This is a genomic window from Mesorhizobium sp. WSM4807, assembly GCF_055811615.1.
Window position 1 is genome coordinate 232279 of record NZ_JBVVQY010000004.1, and the last position, 19639, is coordinate 251917.

Below are 19639 nucleotides of genomic sequence, written 5' to 3' on the forward strand. Positions count from 1 at the left end.
TCAAACCTTGGCGAGAGCTTGTTCCAGATCGGCGACGATGTCGTTGACATCCTCGATGCCGACCGAGAGCCTGACCGTATCCGGCCCAGCGCCGGCGGCGACCTTCTGCTCGTCGGACAGTTGCCGATGCGTGGTCGATGCCGGGTGAATGACCAGCGACTTGGTGTCGCCGACATTGGCAAGGTGCGAGAACAGTTCGAGCGCCTCGACGAATTTGATGCCCGCCGCATAGCCGCCCTTCAGGCCGAAGGTGAACACCGCACCGGCGCCAAGCGGCGAATATTTTTTCTGCAGCGCGTTGTTGCTGTCGCTGGGCAGGCCGGGATAGGACACCCAAGCGATCTTCGGGTGGTTGGACAGCCAGGCGGCGACAGTGACCGCATTGTCGCAATGGCGCTGCATCCTGAGCGGCAGGGTTTCCAGCCCGGTCAGGATCAGGAATGCGTTGAAGGGCGAGATCGCCGGGCCCATGTCGCGCAGGCCAAGCACGCGCGCGGCAATGGCGAAAGCGAAATTGCCGAAGGTTTCGTGCAGGACGAGGCCGCCATATTCGGGGCGCGGCTCCGACAGCATCGGATATTTGCCGGATTTCGACCAGTCGAAGGTGCCGCCGTCGACAATGGCGCCGCCGATCGAATTGCCGTGGCCGCCGATGAACTTGGTCAGCGAATGCACGACAATGTCGGCGCCATGCTCGATCGGGCGCACCAGATAGGGCGAGGCCAGCGTGTTGTCGACGATCAGCGGCAGGCTGTGTTTACGGGCGATGTCGCCGATCTTCTCGATGTCGACGAAGACACCGCCCGGATTGGCCAGGCTCTCGATGAAGATCGCCTTGGTCTTTTCGTCGATCTGGCTTTCGAAGGTCGAGATGTCGTTGGTGTCGGCCCAGCGCACCTGCCAGCCGAAATTCTTGAAGGCGTGGCCGAACTGGTTGATCGAGCCGCCGTAAAGCCTTGTCGCGGCGACGAAATTGTCGCCGGGCTGCATCAGATTGTGGAAGACGAGCACCTGCGCGGCGTGGCCCGACGCCACCGCCAGCCCCGCCGTGCCGCCTTCGAGCGCCGCGATACGCTCTTCCAGCACCGCCTGCGTCGGGTTCATGATCCGGGTATAGATGTTGCCGAAGGCTTTTAGCCCGAACAGCGAGGCGGCATGATCGGCATCATCGAAGACAAAGGAGGTCGTCTGGTAGATCGGCGTGGCACGCGCGCCGGTCGCCGGATCGGGCTTGGCACCCGCATGGACGGCGAGCGTGTTGAAACCGGGCGTGCGGGTCATCGAATACCTCCCTTTTGAACCGTCTGAAAAACGCCGGGCATTCTTGGCGAAGCCCGGTCGCGAATGCAAAGGAGAAAATGCCCTTCGATGCACGTTCTGTGATCGAGGCACGAGAAAATGTTCCGATTGGCGGAATGACTTTCCGTCTACTTCTGGCGAACGCCAAAACTCTGGAATCCCGGCCGCATCAGCGGCTTCTTCGACGACAACACGCCTGAGTTGACGCCGGTCCAGCCGATTTCGCCCGACAGCTTGCCATATTCGATCTTGGGGCAGCGGTTCATCACGACCTTGATGCCGGCGGCCTCGGCGCGCGCGGCCGCCTCGTCGTGGCGCACGCCAAGCTGCATCCAGATGACTTTCGGCAACGGATCGAGCCGCAAGACCTCGTCGACGACGCCCGGCACTGCCGCGGAGCCGCGAAACACGTCGACCATATCGATCGGCTCGGGAACATCGGCGAGCCTGGCATAGGTCATCCGGCCAAGGATTTCCTTGCCGGCCTGGCCGGGGTTGATCGGGAACACCGAAAACCCCTTGCCCAGCAGGTATTTCAGCACGAAGTAGCTCGGCCGCACATCGTTGGCGGACGCACCGACCATGGCGATGGTTTTCACCGAATTGAGGATGCCGGCAATATAGGCATTGTCGTAGGCGTCGTGGTTCATGCCTCGTCCTCATACAGAGCTTCGGCGAGAAAACCATCCGGGTCGTTGCAGAAACTGCGCATCATGCGGAAATGATCGGTATCATGGAAATCGGTCTGGTCGAGCCCGAACCGGCTGATGCGGAACAGCCGCGCGCCGGGACAGGCCATCAGCAGCGGCGAATGCGTCGCCATGATCACTTGCGCCGTGCCTGATAGATCCATCCGCCGCAGCATTTTGAGAAGCTCGATCTGGCGCGTCGGTGACAAGGCGCTTTCCGGCTCGTCGAGGATGTAGATACCTTGCCGGCGGCAGCGCTCCTCGAAGAAGCGGATGAAACCCTCGCCATGCGACCAGGACAGGAAGTCGGGCGGCGCCGCATGGGCGTCGATGGCGGCCTGATCGAGATAGCGGGCCACGGAGTAAAAAGATTCGGCGCGGAAGAACCAGCCGGCGGTGACCTTCGGCAGCCAATGGCCGCGCAGCGTTTCCGCCAGTGCCGCGCCGCTCTTGTCGATGGCGCGGGAGTGGTCGATGGGCATGTAGCCCTTACCGCCACCGGCCTCATCATATCCGGCCAGCGCGCCGATCGCCTCGAGCAGCGTTGATTTCCCGGTGCCGTTCTCTCCCACGATGATGGTGATCGGCGTGGTGAATTCGAGCTCGAAATCGTGACTGCGGAAGATCGGCAGGTTCCAGGGATATTTTTCCCAATCTTCGACCCGCGCCGGCTCTATCAGGATGCGCTTGAGATAGGGAGCCTTAAGTCGCGTCAGCTGCTTGCGATATGCCATCTGGCAGCGGTATCAGCCCGGCAGCGAGATGCTGCCGTCTTCCGCGATCGGAAAAGCCGGATTGTGCGCCACTTCCCAGACGTGCCCTTCCGTGTCGGCGAAATAACCGTACCAGCCGCCCCAGAAGGCGCGGCCGGCCGGCTTGACGATACGACCGCCGGCCTTCTCGGCCATCGCAAGCACGTGATCGACTTCCGTGTCGGAGCGGGTGTTGTAGGCGAGGTAGATCGCCGACGGCGCCGTGCCGAAGGTGATGCCTGAATCCGCTTCGGCGCTTTCGCGCGGAAACAGCCCGAGAATGACGCCGCCCATCTGGAAGAAGGCGACGCCGTCGGTGATCCCGGCATGGCGGGTCAGGCCCATCGCCTCGTAGAAGCGCGTGGCGCGCTCGAGATCGTCGACGGCGATGGTGATGATGGAGATGCGGGGTTCCATATCTAGTCGTCCGTCCATTCCGGCTTGCGCTTGCCGATGAAGGCGCCGATGCCCTCTTCCGCGTCGCGCGCCAGCATGTTGTCGACCATGACGCGGCCAGTGTAGGCATAGGCCTCGGCCAGCCCCATCTCGGCCTGCGCGTAGAAGGCCTCCTTGCCGGTCTTCACGACCAAGGCCGATTTTGCAGCAATGGTTTGCGCGTATTTGGTGACAATCTGATTGAGATATTCGCCCGGCACGACGCGATTGACCAGGCCGAATTCCTTAGCCGTCGCCGCATCGATCGTCTCGCCGGTCAAAAGCATCTCCATCGCCTGCTTGCGCGAGACGTTGCGCGACAGCGCCACCATCGGCGTCGAGCAGAACAGCCCGATATTGACGCCCGGCGTGCAGAAGGTCGCCTTATGCGAGGCGATCGCCAGATCGCAGCTCGCGACCAGTTGCGCCCCGGCCGCCGTCGCCAGACCATCGACCTCGGCGATCACCGGCCTGGGATGGCGCACGATCGCCTGCATCAGTGCCGCGCAGGCGGAAAACGTCTCCTCGAAGAATGCCTTGCCGCGATCGGCGTCGGCGCGGCGCGCGGTCATTTCCTTGAGGTCGTGTCCGGCGCAGAACACCTTTCCGGCCGCTGCCAGGATGATGACGCGGACGGATCTGTCTGATTTCGCGCGGTCGAGCTCCGCCGCCAGCGCCGCCATCACCGCCAGCGACAGGGCATTGGCCGGCGGATTGGCGAGCGTGAGGCGGAGCACGCCCTTGTCCAGCCTCGCGACGACAGGACCTTCGGCAACAGCCGGCTTGATGGCGACGATTTCAGCCATGTCTCCAACCTCTTCATCGGCCAGCGGGCATCGGATTCGCGGGCCATGGAACAAAAGAACTAGCACGCTGCCGATTGAAGAACAGCCTTGAGACGTGTTTTCTCGGCTGCGCGGCCTCAGCCAAGCGCCCTCGCCTTGAGACCGCCGGCCCTACGGCGCCGTATATAGGAAACCGCCTATGCCCGCCCAAAACAATCTCAAGCCGATGCTGACTGCCGCGCAAGTCAATGCACTGATGGAGACCGTCTATCCGCAGCTCAACGACCAGTTCACCTTCTACGAGGCGATCGACGTGTTTCCGGGCGGCTGCACGGTGCGCCTGAATGCCGACGAGCGGCATTTGCGCCCCGGCGGAACCGTGTCGGGCCCGTCGCTGTTCACGCTGGCCGACATTGGCGGCTATGTCTGCGTGCTTTCGCATGCCGGGCCGGATGCGCTTTCGGTGACCACCAATCTCAACATCAATTTCGTCCGCAAAGCCGAGGCCGGACCGATCGACGGCCATTGCCGGATCCTGAAGCTGGGCAAGAGCCTGATGGTGTTCGAAATCGAGATCGTCGCCGGACCGCAGGGACATACGGTAGCGCACGCGACGGGAACCTATTCGATCCCGCCGAAGCGGTCGCCATCTTGACAATTGAATTTCCGGTTGATGTGTATATATGTGCGCATAAATGACCTTTGCTGGAACGTGACAGCCGCAAGATCGTGAAGCGTCTCAAAGACGATGGTTTCGAACTGATTTCCGTACGCGGCTCGCATCACAAATTCCGAAAGGGCGAGATTGTGTTGATCGTTCCGCATCCCGAGAAGAATCTGCCAACCGGTACCGCTCGCGCGATCGCCAAGCAGGCCAGGCTGGATAAGGACGAGCTGAAGCGTCCTGGAGATTGCAAATGAAGAACTATTTCGCATTGGTCGACAAAGATCCCGACAGCGCATTCGGCATCCGCTTTCCGGACATTCCCGGCTGCTTTTCGGCTGCGGACGCGGCGGAAGACATCGTGCCCAATGCCGTTGAAGCCTTGCAATTGTGGGCAGAGGATATGCCCGTTCCAGAGCCGTCCAACCATGAAGCGATTGTCGCGCTTCCCGACATACGCAACGCGCTCGCCGAAGGAGCCTATCTGGTCTCGGTGCCGCTCATCGACAATGACAGCGCCGTCGTCAGGGCAAACGTGACTTTCGAGCGCGGCGTTTTGCGGGCGATCGACATCGCAGCGCGCGAACGCGGCATAACGCGATCTGCGTTCCTCTCCAGCGCGGCCCGCAAGGAAATCGAGGCAAAGCACTAAGGCCAGATTCTGCACCGCAATTAACACTAGATCAGTGTGGTAAAATAGTACCTATTATTCAATCCTTTGTTTTTGCTTCATTTTCTGAGCTACGCGTCTTTTAATTCGCCTTGACGTGCTATCTCCCCCTCGCCTATAAGCCCTCACGGAACAGCGGCCCGCCAAAGGCCGCCGTTTTGTTATTGGCGGCGGGCGAGCGCTCGGCGTCAATCCAAGCAACAAGAAGCGCTTTTCCTTGTCGTTCGTCGATGGGGAAGATCCGAACCGAAAGCAACAATCCATGGCAACCTTTTCGCAGAAGCCTGCGGATGTGGTGAAGAAGTGGGTGCTGATCGACGCCGAGGGTCTCGTCGTCGGCCGTCTCGCCACTGTCATCGCCAATCATCTTCGCGGCAAGCACAAGCCCACCTTCACCCCGCATGTCGACGACGGCGACAACGTCATCGTCATCAACGCCGACAAGGTGGTGTTCACCGGCAAGAAATTCACCGACAAGGTCTATTACTGGCACACCGGTCACCCCGGCGGCATCAAGGAGCGCACCGCGCGCCAGCTGCTCGAGGGCCGTTTCCCCGAGCGTGTCGTCGAGAAGGCCGTCGAACGCATGATCCCGCGTGGCCCGCTCGGCCGTCGCCAGATGAAGAATCTCCGCGTCTATGCAGGCACGGAACATCCGCATGTCGCCCAGCAGCCCGTCACGCTCGACGTGGCCAAGCTGAACGCCAAGAACAAGAAGGTTTCGTAAAATGGCTGAGCTTTCCTCGCTCGCAGAACTCGGAACTGCCACCGGCAACACCAACACGCAGCCGGCGGCACCCGTCCATGTCCAGAAGCTCGACAAGTCGGGCCGCGCCTATGCCACCGGCAAGCGCAAGAACGCCATCGCGCGTGTCTGGGTGAAGCCCGGCTCCGGTAAGATCGTCGTCAACGACAAGGTGTTCGCCGAATATTTCGCACGCCCGGTCCTGCAGATGATCCTCAACCAGCCGATCATCGCCGCCAACCGCGCCGGCCAGTACGACATCGTCGCCACGGTCATCGGCGGCGGCCTTTCCGGCCAGGCCGGTGCCGTGCGTCACGGCATCTCCAAGGCGCTGACCTATTACGAGCCCGCGCTGCGCGCCGTGCTCAAAAAGGGCGGCTTCCTGACCCGCGACAGCCGCGTCGTCGAGCGCAAGAAGTACGGCAAGGCGAAGGCCCGCCGCTCGTTCCAGTTCTCGAAGCGCTAAGCACTGCGCAGCTTCAGACATTCAAAAAGGCCGCCTCCGGGCGGCCTTTTCTTTTGGTGATTACTAACATGGTCCAAATTTAGGAACGATCGGCCGGTACTTTGATGAAGTCGATAAACGCCCGCAACGGCGCCGGCACGAGACGCCGGCCGGGATAATAGAGGAACGGCCCGGGGAAGCTCTGCCACCAAGGTTCGAGGACGGGTTCGAGCACACCGCGCTCAAAGTGAGGGCGAAGCCAATCCTCGAACAGGCTGACAATGCCGGTACCGGCGATGGCTGCATCGACGGCGAGATCGGCCGCTCCGCCCAGGGTCACGAGGAGCGGCCCCGTCGGATCGACCCGCACCACCTCGCCGGCACGCTCGAATTCCCACGGCGGCATCGCACCACTGGCGAAGCGGCCGCGCAGGCAGGCGTGACCGAGAAGGTCGCGCGGGTGTTGCGGCCGGCCATGGCGGTCAAGGTAGGCAGGGCTAGCGGCGGTGGCAAAGCGCTGAAGGCGCGGTCCGATCGGCGCCGCGATCATGTCCTGTTCCAGCCGCTCGTCGTAACGGATCCCGGCATCGCACCCCGCCGCCAGCACATCGACAAAGCTCTCCTCGGCGATCACCTCCAGCCGGATGCCGGGATAGGCAGCGAGAAACCCCGGGACGATGCTGGGCAGCACCAGCCGCGCCGCGCTGACCGGCACATTAAGGCGCAACGTACCTGCCGGCCTGTCGCGGAAGCCATTCACAACGTCGAGGGCCGATTCCACCTCGGTCAAGGCTGGGCCGAGCCGGGCCAGCAAGCTCGCGCCCGCTTCGGTCAAGACGACGCTGCGGGTCGTCCTGTTGAGCAGCCTGACACCGAGCTGCGTCTCGAGGCGGCGCACCGCCTCGCTCAAGCCCGACGCACTGCCGCCGCTCGCGCGGGCGCCATCGCGAAAACCCCTGGCCCGCGCTACGGCCACGAAGGCGTTCAGGTCTCCGAGGTCGATCTTCATTGTTCGATATTCCGTACAGCCCGTGCGGAATGTACCCAATTATCGTGAGATCGGACAGCGCCTATCTCAGCGTCATCCTGAGCGGAGATAGATCATGTCCAGTACCGACAATTACGGCACATTCACTCTCGGCGACCGCACCGTGAAACGGCTCGGCTACGGCGCCATGCAGCTCGCGGGACCCGGCGTGTTTGGTCCGCCCAGAGATCACGACGCAGCCTTGGCCGTGCTGCGCGAAGCCGTTGCGCGCGGGGTGAACCACATCGACACCAGCGACTTTTACGGCCCGCACATCACCAATCTGCTTATCTGTGAAGCGCTTGCGCCCTATTCAGACAATCTGACGATCGTCACCAAGATAGGTGCGCGTCGCGGCGCGGATGGATCGTGGCTGCCGGCCTTCTCGGCCGAAGAGCTGACCCAGGCGGTGCACGACAATCTGCGCAATCTCGGGCTCGACGTGCTGGACGTGGTCAATCTCAGGATCATGTTCGACGCGCATGGCCCTGCCGAAGGGTCGATCGAGGCGCCGTTCACTGTGCTGGCCGAGTTGCAGCGGCAGGGTTTGGTGCGTCACATCGGGCTAAGCAATGTCACGTCAGCGCAGGTCGAAGAGGCGCGACGGATCGCCAGGATCGTCTGCGTGCAGAACCAATACAATCTGGCGCACAGGGGCGACGATGCCTCGATCGACAAACTCGCCCGCGACGGTATCGCCTATGTGCCGTTCTTTCCGCTCGGCGGCTTCAACCCGCTGCAGTCGTCTACCCTATCCGGCGTCGCTCAGCGCCTGGGCGCCACGCCGATGCAGGTCGCGCTCGCCTGGCTGCTCCGTCGCGCGTCCAATATCCTGCTCATCCCCGGCACCTCATCGGTCGAGCATCTCAGGGAGAATCTTGCCGCAGCCGAACTCGATCTGCCCAAGGATGCCGTCAAGGAGCTGGACGGCGTGGCGATGGCCGCCTGACGGCGAGCTGGCGAAGCGGCACCCTTGCCCGCTCCGCTCCAGGTCTAGTTGATGCTTGCGGTGTTCGCCGGCTCCGCCGGCCGCATCTCATCAGAATAAGGTACGCGATAGCCGTTCGCCGCCAGCCAGTCGATCGCCGCTTTCGGCTCGTCGGTCTGGATGATGGTGGCGCCGCGCTCGGCCCAGAAGCCGTACGTCTCGCGCGGCAGACTGGCGAGCACCGCCAACTCGTCGCCGCGCCCGCCGGCGAGAAAGCCGCCCGGCTTGTTGACGATGGCGTAGGTATTGGCCCAGATGTGCCAGTCGCCCCTTATCGCCGCCGCGCGCATGCGGGGGCTGAACAGCGGACCGCCGGTGTCGGTCAACGCCTCCGCGCCGGCCCGCCAGTTGATCATCTCGACCGCGCGCGGCGAAAAGGCCCCGCTGACTTTCTCGGCGAAACCGGCGTCGCGAACCGCGTCGTCGGCGATGATCGGCATGAACTGGAAACCGCTGCCGATCGCGCCCATGGCGGCCTTGACAGTGGTGATCCTGGCCGGGTTCCACAGGTTTTCCTTGACGATCACCTGCTCGGCCATGCCCAGGTCGCGCGCAACCGCGATCATGCCGGCCAGGCTGTCGACGTCGAGCTTGTTGTCGATGTTAATGAGGATCCTGTCCTTGGTCGCCACCAGCATCTCGCGCAGCGTCGAAACCGGCTCATCGGTGACGGCGCCAGTGCCCTCGATCACCAGTCTGCAGGACTTGAGTTCGGCCAGCGTGCGCTTGACCACCTCGCCCTTGCAGTTCGTCGTGCGATCGAGCCAGCTGTCGTGCATGACGACGAACTCGCCGTCCTTGGAGCGCCTGACGTCGACCTCGACGATTTCGGCACCAAGCGCGATCGATGCCTCGACGGCGGCGATCGAGTTCTCCGCATAGAGCGTCTTGCTGGCCTGCATGCTGCCGGCGCGGTGTGCCGCCACCATGACATGGTCGCGCCATTGGTTGGCGTGTTCGAAACGGTCGAGAATCTGTCTGGCGCGTGTTTCGCCTGCCGATGCCGTGCCTGTGAACAGCGCCAAGGCGGCGGAGAGCAGAAGGTTCAACCAGGTCGTTTGCATGAGAATCGCTCCGTACCGGATGGGAACCCGGTTAAGCGACGCACGTGACAGCCCAGTGAACGAAGCCGGCTTCGCAAATGCCGAAAAGTCAGGTCAATGCCGGCTGAAGCGACCGTTCTGCAACCTCGAACCGACGGCAATCAGCAGGTCGCCAGCAATCAGGTCGACGAGATCGATGCCGCCGCCGTAGCGGTCGGTTTGGCCGGGTGGCGCGGCCCATATCTGTTCCGCTCCCGGCCGATGCCATCCGATGAGGGCATGGCTTTCTACTTTCGGTTGCATTCATGCTTACCTACGCAATTTCCGGGTTTGCCATGCGGGCTCACCTGGCAAGCAAGAATTTGTGACCAAGCTCGAATGTCCATGGCCTCGGAGGGGGTCGCATTTCTGAGAATTATATCCAATAAGGTTGCGCCTCGACGCACAGGAGACCTTCATGCCGAACACCAACATCGACCACGCCTTCACCGCCCGGGCCAGGACAGGTGCGTCCTTCGAGCCGACCTATGCCGGCGCGCTGTCGTTCATGCGACGCAAATACACGAAGGACGTGAAGGGCGCGGACGCGGTGGTGTGGGGCATCCCCTTCGACGCCGCCGTCACCAACCGGCCGGGCGCGCGTTTCGGACCGCAGGCGATTCGCCGCGCCTCGACTATCCTCGACAACGATCCGCAATATCCGTTCTCGCGCGATCTGTTCGAACATCTCGCGGTGGTCGACTATGGCGATTGCCTGCTCGACAGTGGCAATCACCAGAAGACGCCAGGGACGATCGAGCGCGAGGCGGCAAAGATCCTGAAATCCGGCGCCTTCCTGCTATCGCTCGGCGGCGACCATTTCGTCACCTGGCCGCTGCTCAAGGCGCATGCCGCCATCCACGGCCCGCTCGCCCTCGTGCAGTTCGACGCCCACCAGGACACCTGGCCGGACGACGGCAAGCGCATCGATCACGGCTCCTTCGTCGGCCGTGCGGTCAAGGAGGGGATTATCGATCCTGACCGTTCGATCCAGATCGGCATCCGCACCCATGCACCCGACACCTTCGGCATCAAGATCCTGTACGGCCACGAAGTCGAGGAAATGCGCGCGTCCGATATCGCCTATGCCATCGTCGACCGCACCGGCGGCAAGAAGGCCTATGTCACCTTCGATATCGATTGCCTGGACCCGGCCTTCGCGCCCGGCACCGGCACACCGGTCGCCGGTGGGCCGTCCTCGGCAAAAATCCTGTCGGTGCTGCGCCAGATCAATCAGGTCGATATCGTCGGCGCCGATGTCGTGGAGGTTGCGCCGGCCTATGATCACGCCGATATAACGGCAATTGCCGGGTCGACGGTGGCCATGCACTATCTCGGGCTGCTGGCGGAACGAAAGGCCCGACTCGAAGAGCTGAACAGCGGCAATAACGTCGTTGCCGCATTGAATCAGGCAAGCGGCATATAACTATCAGGAATTAAAGGCAGGCAATGAAACCGAAAATCTTCATCGACGGCGAGCACGGCACCACCGGTCTCCAGATCAGGGCGCTGCTGGCCGAGCGCGGCGACCTGGAGATCATCTCCATTCCGACCGAGCGCCGCAAGGAACCGGCAGCTAGAGCCGAGTTCCTCAACGCCGCCGATGTCGCGATCCTCTGCCTGCCGGACGCAGCCGCGAAGGAAAGCGTCTCGCTGATCACCAACGACACCACTAGGGTTATCGACGCCTCGACCGCGCATCGCGTGGCCGAGGGCTGGGAATATGGTTTCGCCGAAATGGACAAGGATCAGGCGAAGACAATCGCCAGGGCGAAGCGCGTCGCCAATCCGGGCTGCTGGCCGCAAGGCCCGATCGCGACGCTCAGGCCGCTGGTGGCGGCCGGGCTGTTGCCGCCGGATTTTCCGGTCACCGTCAACGGCATTACGGGCTATTCGGGCGGCGGCCGGCCGATGATCGAGGACTATGTCGCCAAGGGCGAGGATGCGTCGGAATTCCTGCCCTACGGGCTGACCCTGCAGCACAAGCATGTGCCGGAGCTCAGGACCTATGCGAAGCTGTCGCATGATCCGATCATGCAGCCTGCGGTCGGCAATTTCGCGCAAGGCATGATTACCGTGGTGCCGCTGCAGCTCGGCGGCCTCGACTATGTGCCGACCGGCGCCGAGCTCCATGCGGCGATCGCCGACCATTTCGCCGCCATCGATGGCGGCGTGGTCGAGGTGGCGCCCTATGTGCATCTTGAGCGCGTGCCGGAGATCGATCCCGAAATCTACAACGGCACCAACCGGATGAAGCTCTATGTCTTCGCCAACGACGACAGGGCCCAGGCGCTGCTGCTTGCCGTCTACGACAATCTCGGCAAGGGCGCCTCGGGTGCTGCCGTGCAGAACATGGATCTGATGCTCGGCCTCGAGCCCTGAATGGACGCTCCGGCATTTCCAGAACGCTGGAAGGTCACCGCGCCAGAACTGATTGCCGAGACGTTCAGCAGCCGCGTCTGGAAGGTTGTTCGCGCGGACGGTTCGCCGGCGATCGTCAAGACCCTCAAAGCTTTCGACGATGTCGAAGACGAGTTGCGCGGCGAGCATTTCCTCGCCTGGCGGCGCGGCGAAGGCGCGGTGCGGCTGCTCGGCCGCGACGGTCACTGCATGCTGCTCGAATATGCCGGCGAAACCTTGCTGTCACAGGTTCTCGCGGAGCAGGGAGACAATGCCGCCACAGCAATCGCGGCCGAAGTGATGGCAAGACTGTTCTCGCCATCCGACCACCCTGCCCCACCGGATCTGCAGCCGCTGCGGGCACGGTTTTCCAGCCTGTTCAACAAGGCGAAGATCGATCGCGACGCCGGCGAAAAGAGCCTTTACGTCGAAGCGGCTGCGACTGCGGAACGGGTGTTGGCCGATCCCGTCGACGTGCTGCCGCTGCATGGCGACCTGCATCACGACAACATCATGCTGGGACCGCGCGGCTGGCTGGCGATCGACCCTAAGGGCGTTCTCGGCGATCCCGGCTTCGATGCGGCGAACATATTCTACAACCCGCTCGACCGCGACGATCCTTGCCGTGATCCCCGGCGGATTGGGGACATGGCAGAGATCTTCGCCAGAACGCTCGGCCAGAGGCCGCCAGCCATCCTTGATCACGCCATCGCCTATGGCTGCCTGTCGGCGTCATGGCATCATGAAGACGGCAATTCGATCGAGGAAAGCCGCGAATTGTCCATTGCCAAGGCGATCAGGACGGTGCGGCTTAGCCTCTGACGGCGATCTGGTTGGGCATGGGATAAGCGCCCTTGGTGCCGCGCCAATGCGCTGCGGCGAAACCCAGCAGGACAAGCGCAAATGCCTGATGCATCAGCGCCATGTGCAGCGGCACGTGCATCAGCAGCGTGCCGATGCCGATCAAGGCCTGCGCCAGCACCAGCAGAAACAGCAACGTCGCGCGGTGCGCATGCGTCGTGCCTGGCTGGCGGCGGTGCGTCGCGATCATGTGCCAAAGTGCTGCGACGAAGATCGCGTAGGCGCCGAGCCGGTGGATGAACTGGACCGTCTTCGGGCTCTCGAAGAAGTTGCGCCATGCCGGCTCGAGGATCAACAGATCCCCGGGGATGAGCTTGCCGTCCATCAGCGGCCAGGTGTTGTAGCTCAGGCCGGCATCGAGCCCGGCGACCAGCCCGCCGAGATAGATCTGGATCAGCGCCAGCAGCACCAGAAAGCCGGCCAGACGCTGCGTCGAACGGTCGGCGGCGGGCTCGGAGTGCGGGGCCAATCCACGCGCGACCACCATGGTCGCGGTGAAGATCAGCGCCGCCAGCGTCAAATGCGTCGCCAGCCGGTACTGGCTGACGGAGACCCGGTCGACCAGTCCGGACGCCACCATCCACCAGCCGATCGCGCCCTGCAGGCCGCCGAGAAGAAGAATGCCTAACAGTTTCGGCCCAAGACCGCGTTCGATGCGGCGCGTCGCCCAGAAAAACACCAGCGGCACGGCGAAAACCACGCCGACACCGCGCGCCAGGATCCTATGCAACCATTCCCACCAGAAGATCGACTTGAACGCTTCGAGGCTCATGCCCTTGTTGAGCTCGGCATATTGCGGGATCTGCTGGTAGCGCTGGAATTCCTCCTGCCATTCGGCGTCCTTGAGCGGCGGGATGATACCGTGGATCGGCTTCCATTCGGTGATCGAAAGCCCGGATTCGGTGAGCCTGGTGACGCCGCCGACCAGCACCAGCACAGACAGCACGAGGAGCACGACGTAGAGCCAGCCGCGCACCAGCGCCCGGTTGCGCAGGTCGCGGTCGCGGGCCACGAAAGGCGCGGCAGCTGATATGGCAGCCATAGGCTTGTCCCGGCAGGTTGCAGTCGCGGATTGGTGAACCATCGCAATCCCGCTGGCAAGACCGGACAGCGCGGCACGCCGTCGCGCCGCTTCTTGCGGGTTGCGTGCCTCTTCCGTTGGGCCTAAGCGATAGGGATCAACCGGATCGCGAAATGCCCATTCGCCTGAAGAAACTGATCGGAACAATCCTGCTGGTGGCGCTGGTCATCGTCTATGCGCTGGTCGCATCGATTGTGGCGGTTGCCCAGTTGGCGGAATCGGGACCGTGGGCGCATTTCCTGTTCTTCCTGCTCAGCGGCATGCTCTGGGTGCTGCCTGCTAAGGGCATCATCAAATGGCTGATCCTGGAGCCCCCGCGGCCGAAGAATTGAGGCTCGCTCGCCGCCGCTAGATGGTGAAAGCCTGACGCTTGCTACCCGACGCGTAGGGCAGCTCAGGGTGGTTTTCTGCCTTCCGTGTCGCCGATCGGAACGCGCAGGCGGCGCCAGAAGCGGCTTTTCAGTTGACAAACATCCAACGACGGGAGTCGACGCATCCCGGCCGCTCACCAATGCCCTTGCTCTAGCACCCTTGCCGCTGGCTGCATAAAACGTCGCTGATTGGCCGTCCCATTAGACCTCCTCTAGGGCGCACGTACGAGAAGGTGGGCTGGCATAGGCTCCGTTTATCAACCGAAGATCACTTTCTTGCACCCGGTTTCAAAATTGCGGTTCAGCAAGGCGGAATTTTTGAACGCCAGAACTGCCATTCGCTCTTAGCTCGGATCGGCTGACGCCGACCATCGCGTGGTGAGGTCGACAGCGCATTGGAGCGATATCAGCTTGGACAGTCGCCAACTTCACGTTCGACAGGAAGGAAAAAACGTCGCCGTTCGCAGGCGGTCAGTTCGCGTGGAACAATCCCACGTGCGTAGTCAATGAGGTCCAGAGGTGTTTGGAACGCGCGAATTATTCGGACGCTATCATCACCGGACACGATTGCGATCCTCGTTCCATCGGAATTGAAAGCCGCCCGCATCAGCGCCGGTCGGTTGGCCTCGTCCTCCCGGCTGGCAAGCACTGCGATCTCGCGCCCCGACTGCGCCGCCCAGAGCCTGACCGTGCGATCCTGAGACGACGTCGTCACGACATACAAACCGTTAGGACTGATTTGCGCGCTGTCCACTGCGCCGATGTGACCCCTGAGAACGACCTTTTCTGTTCCTACCGGAACGCTCCAGATTCGAACGGTCCCATCGCGTGAGGCAGTTAGCAGAGACTGACCGTCCTGGCTGAACGCGACTGCTGTCAGCTCGTCGCTGTGGCCCTTCAGCGTCGCGACACTGTTTCCGTCCTTGATCGACCAGATCCGCGCGGTGCGGTCGAATGAACCCGTGACAACCAGTTGGCCGTCTGGACTGAAAGCGGCCGCGGTGATTCGGTTCTGATGCCCGATGAGAACCTTGAATTCAGTTCCGTCCGTCTTCAAAAGGCGGGCAGCGTTGTCGTCCGTCGCGGTAAGGACGAGATCCCCGTCCCGGCCGAAAATCGCCTGTGGCAACTTCCCGCTTGTCTTGATGGTGGCCAGTTCGGCGCCGCTTGCCGCGTCCCACAACTGTGCGGTACCGTGAGCCGAACCCGTCGCTAACAGGTCTCCCTTGGGACTAAACTGAACTTGAAGTAGCCCGTCACGAGATTTGAGCTGCGCGACCTCGCGTCTGCTTGCAACGTCCCAAACAAGAACTCGGCCCCCAAGAGATGCGGTTGCAACGCGACTTCCATCACGGCTGAACGTCGCACTTTGGACAGTTTCGTGTGTGTCAAGCTCGGCTATCTGACGTCCGCTTACAACCTCCCACAGGTGCGCTGCGCTATCCCCACCTCCAGTCAAAAGGTGCACATTATCGGGACTAAATACCGCAAAGGTCGGCGGATATTCATGGGACAGCGCAGTTGTCAGAACCCCGTCGATATCCCAGAGCCGAGCAGTGCGATCGTGCGATGCAGTGAGAAGAATGCTGTTGTTAACTGGGCTGAATTCCACGTGCTCGACCAAGGCGTCATGGCCGATGATGGTGGTGAGCAGCGACGTGCGCTCGACATCCCAAATACGAACCGTGCCGTTGAGGGAAGCGGCAGCCAAGAACCGATCGTCTTGGCTGAAGACGCTGTTCATCTCCTGATCGCGCTCATCCGGGCCCATGTAACTTAGTTTGAGCCCCGAGGACTCCTGGCCGAGCACGCCAAGCAAATTACCCGAGATTCCGTCCCAGAGTCGTGCGCTACCATCGAGTGATACCGTCGCAATTCGACGGCCGTCGTGACTGAACATTACGCCTTGCAATTGTGTGTCGCTCTTGTGACCGGCCAATGTCGCAATTTCCATGCCTTTCGACACGTCCCAAAGATGCGAAAGGAAAGGGTATGAAATTGGGCCCCACGAGCTTATCAGGATCCGGCTTCCGTCCGGGCTGAATGCGACGCTGTACGGCCAAGCGTTAACCCGCAGAGTCCGGTTCAGTTTGCCATCTTCCGCATTCCAGATAAGAACGGAGCGTTGATCGCGTTGTGCGATTGCGAAGCTCTGGCCATCGGGACTAAAGCTAGCCAGGGAGCTTCCACGTCTCTCTACACTTAGGATTTTCCTTCCGGTTTGAGCGTCCCAGAGTGATGCATCGCTGTTCTCCCCCGCTGTCAGCACCCGGGTGCCGTTTGGGCTGAAAATCGCCGTAGGAAAATTGCCGACCGGCTGAAGTAAAAAGAGCTGCTCCCCTGAGGTGGCGTTCCACATGCGCGCGGTGCCATCTCTAGCAACTGTAATGACGCGGCTTCCGTCCGGGCTGAACTCGGCTCTCTCAACGGCGCCTTGGTGGCCCTTCAGAACCGCAGTCTCGGTACCATTCAGGGCGTCCCAAATGCGTGCCGTCGCGTCATGCGATGAGGTGACAATGCGGTCGCCGGTCCGATTGAAAGCTGCATGTGTCACACTGGCGTCTTGGTGGAAGATCCTCGTTTGACGATGCGCTAACAAAGCCTTGTAAAGCGCGGCCTCCGCATCAACGATGTACGGGCGTCTGTGTTCAGATGTGCCCGTCGGCAGCGCTTCGAGCGCCAGCAAAACCGCGGCCTCAGTATTACCGCTCGTTGCGGTTTGCTGCGAAAGAAACGCAAGCGAAAGAGACTGGTTGCGCAGCGCCTGGTCGCGCGCCTCAAGGGCCTTCCTCTCGGCCGACCTGGCCTTGTCCGCGCTCATTTGCGCCAGCACCGCCTGCCGCATTGCTTCCTGCTGTCCTCTGAACCCAATGAATGCGCCTGCTCCAGCCAAGAGAGCCAACACCGTCGCGACAATGGCCGCATAGCGCGTACGTCGTGCCAGCTGTATCGCAGCAGTTGCTGCCAGATCCCGACGCTCAGCTTCTCCCGCGAGCCGGTCGGCCTCGCGCTCCAAGCGTTCGCGTCTTGCTACTTCAGCAGCCTCGATCAGTGCCCGCTCTGCTTGCCGGTCCTTCTCCTCTCTCTCCTTCTGGACACGTGAGGACGCCTCGATGTATTCAACGACTTGATCGTCGACTTCCTGGCGTCTCGACAGCAGCAATTCCTCGCCCTCGGCGAGACGCTTGCCGGACGGCAGCAAAAGATCGCGGTTCTTGTTGTCCGAGTGCCATCGATGGGCGTCAGCCTTGAGCCGAGCCCGCGTCTCGAGGAAGCTCCTATTCGCGTTGACAATGTCGCTGGCGCGCGGCCAGCGGCTGAGCAGCGCCTCATGGGCCACGCGGACGAAGACATGGCCCGCGGCATCTTCATCACTGACGAGGAGCCGGGCGGCGATCAGCGCGTCGACTAGAGCCAATCGTGCGGGCTTTCCAGCCACTTCGCTGAGCAGGACTGGACTTGCCGTAACAGTTTCATCGCCCGGACGCACCGTGGTGAGAGCGCGCAGCACCGCCGGCAATGCCTCCTGGATGTCGGGCGGGAGCGCGTCGACGACTTCATCGGCGCGGCGCGCGATCGCCCCTTCGAGGCCGCCAAGCGCACGATACGCAGCAAAGGTGAGGATCCGGCGCTCCCGGCCTACCTCGTACAGCGCATCGAGAACGAATTCGAGAAGCGGCAACGATCCGGGATCGGCGGCTGCCGCGTCCTGCAGCACATCATCGAGCCGCCCCAGATCGGCGCGCTCCTCGAAGCGGAGTGCGGCAGCACGAGCCGGCTCGCGAATGATCTGCGCGATCTCAGGGCTCGTCGGCGGCAAGAGCTCATAGCTGCCGAGGCCGTCCTTCAGCGCCGAGAAACCTCGGACTTCGCCGCAGCGGTGAAAGAAATCCGACCGGATCGTCGCAATCACCCAGACCAGTCCGCTGCCGGCGAACGCCGCCAAGAGCCGCACAAGCGCTTCGCGCGACGCCGGTTCCTTCTCCGTCGTGAACAGCTCCTCTGTCTGATCGATGGCGATCAGCAATCGTATTTGCGAAGGGACCGAGCCAGCGGTGGTGGCTGCTTTGCCGAGTGCCTGGCGGATCAGAGTCATCGCGCGATCGGGAGCGCTTCGACAGAGTTGAGTCAGCTCTGCCGCTGTCAGTTCGAGAGCCAACTCGGGCAAAGCACCTTCGCGAAGCAGTCCCGCGGTCAACGAGGCGACAGCATCAGGCCCTTCGGACGGGCGGATCAGGCAACGGCGCCACAAACTGATGCCTACCACTGCGCCGGGTCGGGTGATTGAAGGCATCAGCCCCGCGCGCAGAAGAGAAGACTTGCCGGAGCCGCTCATCCCGTAGATGAGCAAAAATGCTTTGCCGTTGGCTGCCAGCTGCTCCAGCCTTTCGGTGCAAGCAGTGATCGCCCGCGCTCTGCCGAAAAAGAGGTCGGCGTTTTCAAATTCGAAGACGTCGAGACCGCGAAAAGGCGACCTGACCTGTTCCTCCGAAGCGAGGGGTACACGATAGACGTGCACAGGCCGGGCGATATTCTTCACCTTGTGCTCGCCAAGATCGATGAAATCGAGCGAAAGCCGATCGCGAGCCTGCGCATAGATCGCCTCGGAGACACATATTCCGCCCGGCCGTGATAACGGTTCCAAACGCGCGGCGACGTTGACGCCGTCGCCCATGAGGTTGTCACCCTCTACGACGACATCGCCGAGGTTGATGCCGATGCGAAATCGCAGGCGGCCTGGCTCGGGGAGGTCGGCGTTCTGTCTATCGATTTCCAACTGGATTTCGGTGGCACACCGCAGCGCCTCGACAGGGCTTGCGAACTCCGCGATGACACTGTCTCCGGCGCTGCCGAACACCCGTCCCTCATGGTGCACAATCAGCCGGTCAATGATCTGGCGATAGGCTCTCAGGGTCGCAAGAGTACCTTCCTCATCCCTGCCTATCAGCCGGCTGTAGCCGACCACATCGGCTGCAAGGATGGCAGCCATTCTGCGCTGAACGCGATCCACGGCCATAGCCAGCTCCCGCAATCCTGAAGCATCCTAAAGGAAATGGCGGCCGATGAGGAGGGAGGCACCAAGCTTACCCGAAGGACGGCGTTGGCAATTATTCCTTTTGACCTCAACGCACAGTTTCCGCCTTTGTAGCGGAGAAGTCCAATCCCAGTCGGTTCTGCCACTACCAGCATAATTCTAGTTTTATTGATCGTCCATTGGACCTCCATCCCGTGGCGCACTTGCGACAACGGGACACCGGCATAAGTCCCGCCTATCGACCGAAGATCGCGTTTTCGCACACGGCTTCAAAATTGCCATTCGCAAACGACCGGGTTTGACCTGACCC

20 protein-coding genes are annotated in these 19639 nt (G+C 62.1%); 10 read left to right on the forward strand and 10 right to left on the reverse strand.

What is annotated here, in order from left to right; translation table 11 throughout:
• From AC0L3N_RS07215 to AC0L3N_RS07235, 5 genes are all read right to left on the reverse strand, one after another.
• Window positions 1-1281: an O-acetylhomoserine aminocarboxypropyltransferase gene (locus AC0L3N_RS07215; RefSeq protein ID WP_473546664.1), complete on the reverse strand. Its 1281-nt coding sequence runs from the start codon at window positions 1279-1281 to the stop codon at window positions 1-3.
• A gap of 146 nt (window positions 1282-1427) precedes the next feature.
• Window positions 1428-1949, reverse strand: a complete 522-nt coding sequence (locus tag AC0L3N_RS07220; RefSeq protein ID WP_258117695.1) for a CoA-binding protein — start codon at window positions 1947-1949, stop codon at window positions 1428-1430.
• A complete protein-coding gene (locus AC0L3N_RS07225) occupies window positions 1946-2722 on the reverse strand; it encodes an AAA family ATPase (protein WP_473546666.1) in 777 nt (258 codons plus the stop codon). The genes AC0L3N_RS07220 and AC0L3N_RS07225 overlap by 4 nt, the downstream gene beginning before the upstream one ends.
• 12 nt (window positions 2723-2734) lie before the next feature.
• The gene (locus AC0L3N_RS07230) at window positions 2735-3157 is read right to left on the reverse strand and encodes a VOC family protein (RefSeq protein WP_192364770.1); all 423 of its coding nucleotides are present in this window, start codon (window positions 3155-3157) and stop codon (window positions 2735-2737) included.
• 2 nt (window positions 3158-3159) lie between these two features.
• A complete protein-coding gene (locus AC0L3N_RS07235) occupies window positions 3160-3981 on the reverse strand; it encodes an enoyl-CoA hydratase (RefSeq protein ID WP_123150074.1) in 822 nt (273 codons plus the stop codon).
• 178 nt (window positions 3982-4159) lie between these two features.
• Between AC0L3N_RS07235 and AC0L3N_RS07240 the strand changes: the two genes are divergently transcribed.
• The 5 genes from AC0L3N_RS07240 to rpsI all read left to right on the forward strand — a co-directional run bounded on the left by AC0L3N_RS07240 (window position 4160) and on the right by rpsI (window position 6505).
• The gene (locus AC0L3N_RS07240; RefSeq protein WP_123150076.1) at window positions 4160-4615 is read left to right on the forward strand and encodes a PaaI family thioesterase; all 456 of its coding nucleotides are present in this window, start codon (window positions 4160-4162) and stop codon (window positions 4613-4615) included.
• A gap of 50 nt (window positions 4616-4665) precedes the next feature.
• Window positions 4666-4881, forward strand: coding sequence for a type II toxin-antitoxin system HicA family toxin (locus tag AC0L3N_RS07245; protein ID WP_123150110.1), 216 nt, complete (start codon window positions 4666-4668; stop codon window positions 4879-4881).
• Complete coding sequence (locus AC0L3N_RS07250; protein WP_123150077.1) at window positions 4878-5276, forward strand: type II toxin-antitoxin system HicB family antitoxin; 399 nt, start codon at window positions 4878-4880, stop codon at window positions 5274-5276. The genes AC0L3N_RS07245 and AC0L3N_RS07250 overlap by 4 nt, the downstream gene beginning before the upstream one ends.
• A gap of 280 nt (window positions 5277-5556) precedes the next feature.
• Window positions 5557-6021, forward strand: coding sequence for a 50S ribosomal protein L13 (gene rplM / locus AC0L3N_RS07255; RefSeq protein WP_023798353.1), 465 nt, complete (start codon window positions 5557-5559; stop codon window positions 6019-6021).
• A 1-nt stretch (window position 6022) separates the two neighbouring features.
• The gene (gene rpsI / locus AC0L3N_RS07260) at window positions 6023-6505 is read left to right on the forward strand and encodes a 30S ribosomal protein S9 (RefSeq protein WP_023717316.1); all 483 of its coding nucleotides are present in this window, start codon (window positions 6023-6025) and stop codon (window positions 6503-6505) included.
• 79 nt (window positions 6506-6584) lie between these two features.
• Here rpsI and AC0L3N_RS07265 read toward each other — a convergent pair whose 3' ends face one another.
• Window positions 6585-7493 (reverse strand): LysR family transcriptional regulator, encoded by a 909-nt coding sequence (locus AC0L3N_RS07265; RefSeq protein WP_473546668.1) that lies wholly within the window; start codon window positions 7491-7493, stop codon window positions 6585-6587.
• 94 nt (window positions 7494-7587) lie between these two features.
• Here AC0L3N_RS07265 and AC0L3N_RS07270 point away from each other — a divergent pair, with 94 nt between their 5' ends.
• Entirely contained in the window at window positions 7588-8460 is an 873-nt protein-coding gene (locus tag AC0L3N_RS07270; protein WP_473546670.1) for an aldo/keto reductase family oxidoreductase, read from the forward strand.
• A gap of 44 nt (window positions 8461-8504) precedes the next feature.
• Here AC0L3N_RS07270 and AC0L3N_RS07275 read toward each other — a convergent pair whose 3' ends face one another.
• Window positions 8505-9563 (reverse strand): glycerophosphodiester phosphodiesterase family protein, encoded by a 1059-nt coding sequence (locus AC0L3N_RS07275; RefSeq protein WP_473546672.1) that lies wholly within the window; start codon window positions 9561-9563, stop codon window positions 8505-8507.
• 93 nt (window positions 9564-9656) lie between these two features.
• Window positions 9657-9845 carry a hypothetical protein gene (locus AC0L3N_RS07280; RefSeq protein ID WP_473546674.1) on the reverse strand — a complete coding sequence of 63 codons (189 nt, stop codon included), beginning with the start codon at window positions 9843-9845 and terminating at the stop codon, window positions 9657-9659.
• Between the two features lie 154 nt (window positions 9846-9999).
• Here AC0L3N_RS07280 and speB point away from each other — a divergent pair, with 154 nt between their 5' ends.
• Genes speB through AC0L3N_RS07295 form a run of 3 tightly spaced genes read left to right on the forward strand, consistent with a single transcriptional unit; the run spans window position 10000 to window position 12803 of the window.
• The gene (speB, locus tag AC0L3N_RS07285) at window positions 10000-11007 is read left to right on the forward strand and encodes an agmatinase (protein ID WP_473546676.1); all 1008 of its coding nucleotides are present in this window, start codon (window positions 10000-10002) and stop codon (window positions 11005-11007) included.
• A gap of 23 nt (window positions 11008-11030) precedes the next feature.
• Window positions 11031-11963, forward strand: a complete 933-nt coding sequence (gene argC / locus AC0L3N_RS07290) for an N-acetyl-gamma-glutamyl-phosphate reductase (protein WP_473546678.1) — start codon at window positions 11031-11033, stop codon at window positions 11961-11963.
• The gene (locus AC0L3N_RS07295) at window positions 11964-12803 is read left to right on the forward strand and encodes an aminoglycoside phosphotransferase family protein (protein WP_473546680.1); all 840 of its coding nucleotides are present in this window, start codon (window positions 11964-11966) and stop codon (window positions 12801-12803) included. It abuts the gene before it with no gap.
• Here AC0L3N_RS07295 and AC0L3N_RS07300 read toward each other — a convergent pair.
• On the reverse strand, window positions 12793-13884 hold the full coding sequence (locus tag AC0L3N_RS07300; RefSeq protein ID WP_473546682.1) for a COX15/CtaA family protein: 1092 nt from the start codon (window positions 13882-13884) through the stop codon (window positions 12793-12795). The two genes, AC0L3N_RS07295 and AC0L3N_RS07300, sit on opposite strands and share 11 nt — an antisense overlap.
• Before the next feature lie 152 nt (window positions 13885-14036).
• Here AC0L3N_RS07300 and AC0L3N_RS07305 point away from each other — a divergent pair, with 152 nt between their 5' ends.
• A complete protein-coding gene (locus AC0L3N_RS07305; protein WP_473546684.1) occupies window positions 14037-14255 on the forward strand; it encodes a DUF2842 domain-containing protein in 219 nt (72 codons plus the stop codon).
• A 445-nt stretch (window positions 14256-14700) separates the two neighbouring features.
• On the opposite strand, the gene AC0L3N_RS07310 is transcribed toward AC0L3N_RS07305, so the two are convergent.
• Complete coding sequence (locus AC0L3N_RS07310) at window positions 14701-19311, reverse strand: nSTAND1 domain-containing NTPase (RefSeq protein WP_473546686.1); 4611 nt, start codon at window positions 19309-19311, stop codon at window positions 14701-14703.
• Between the last annotated feature and the right edge of the window lie 328 nt (window positions 19312-19639).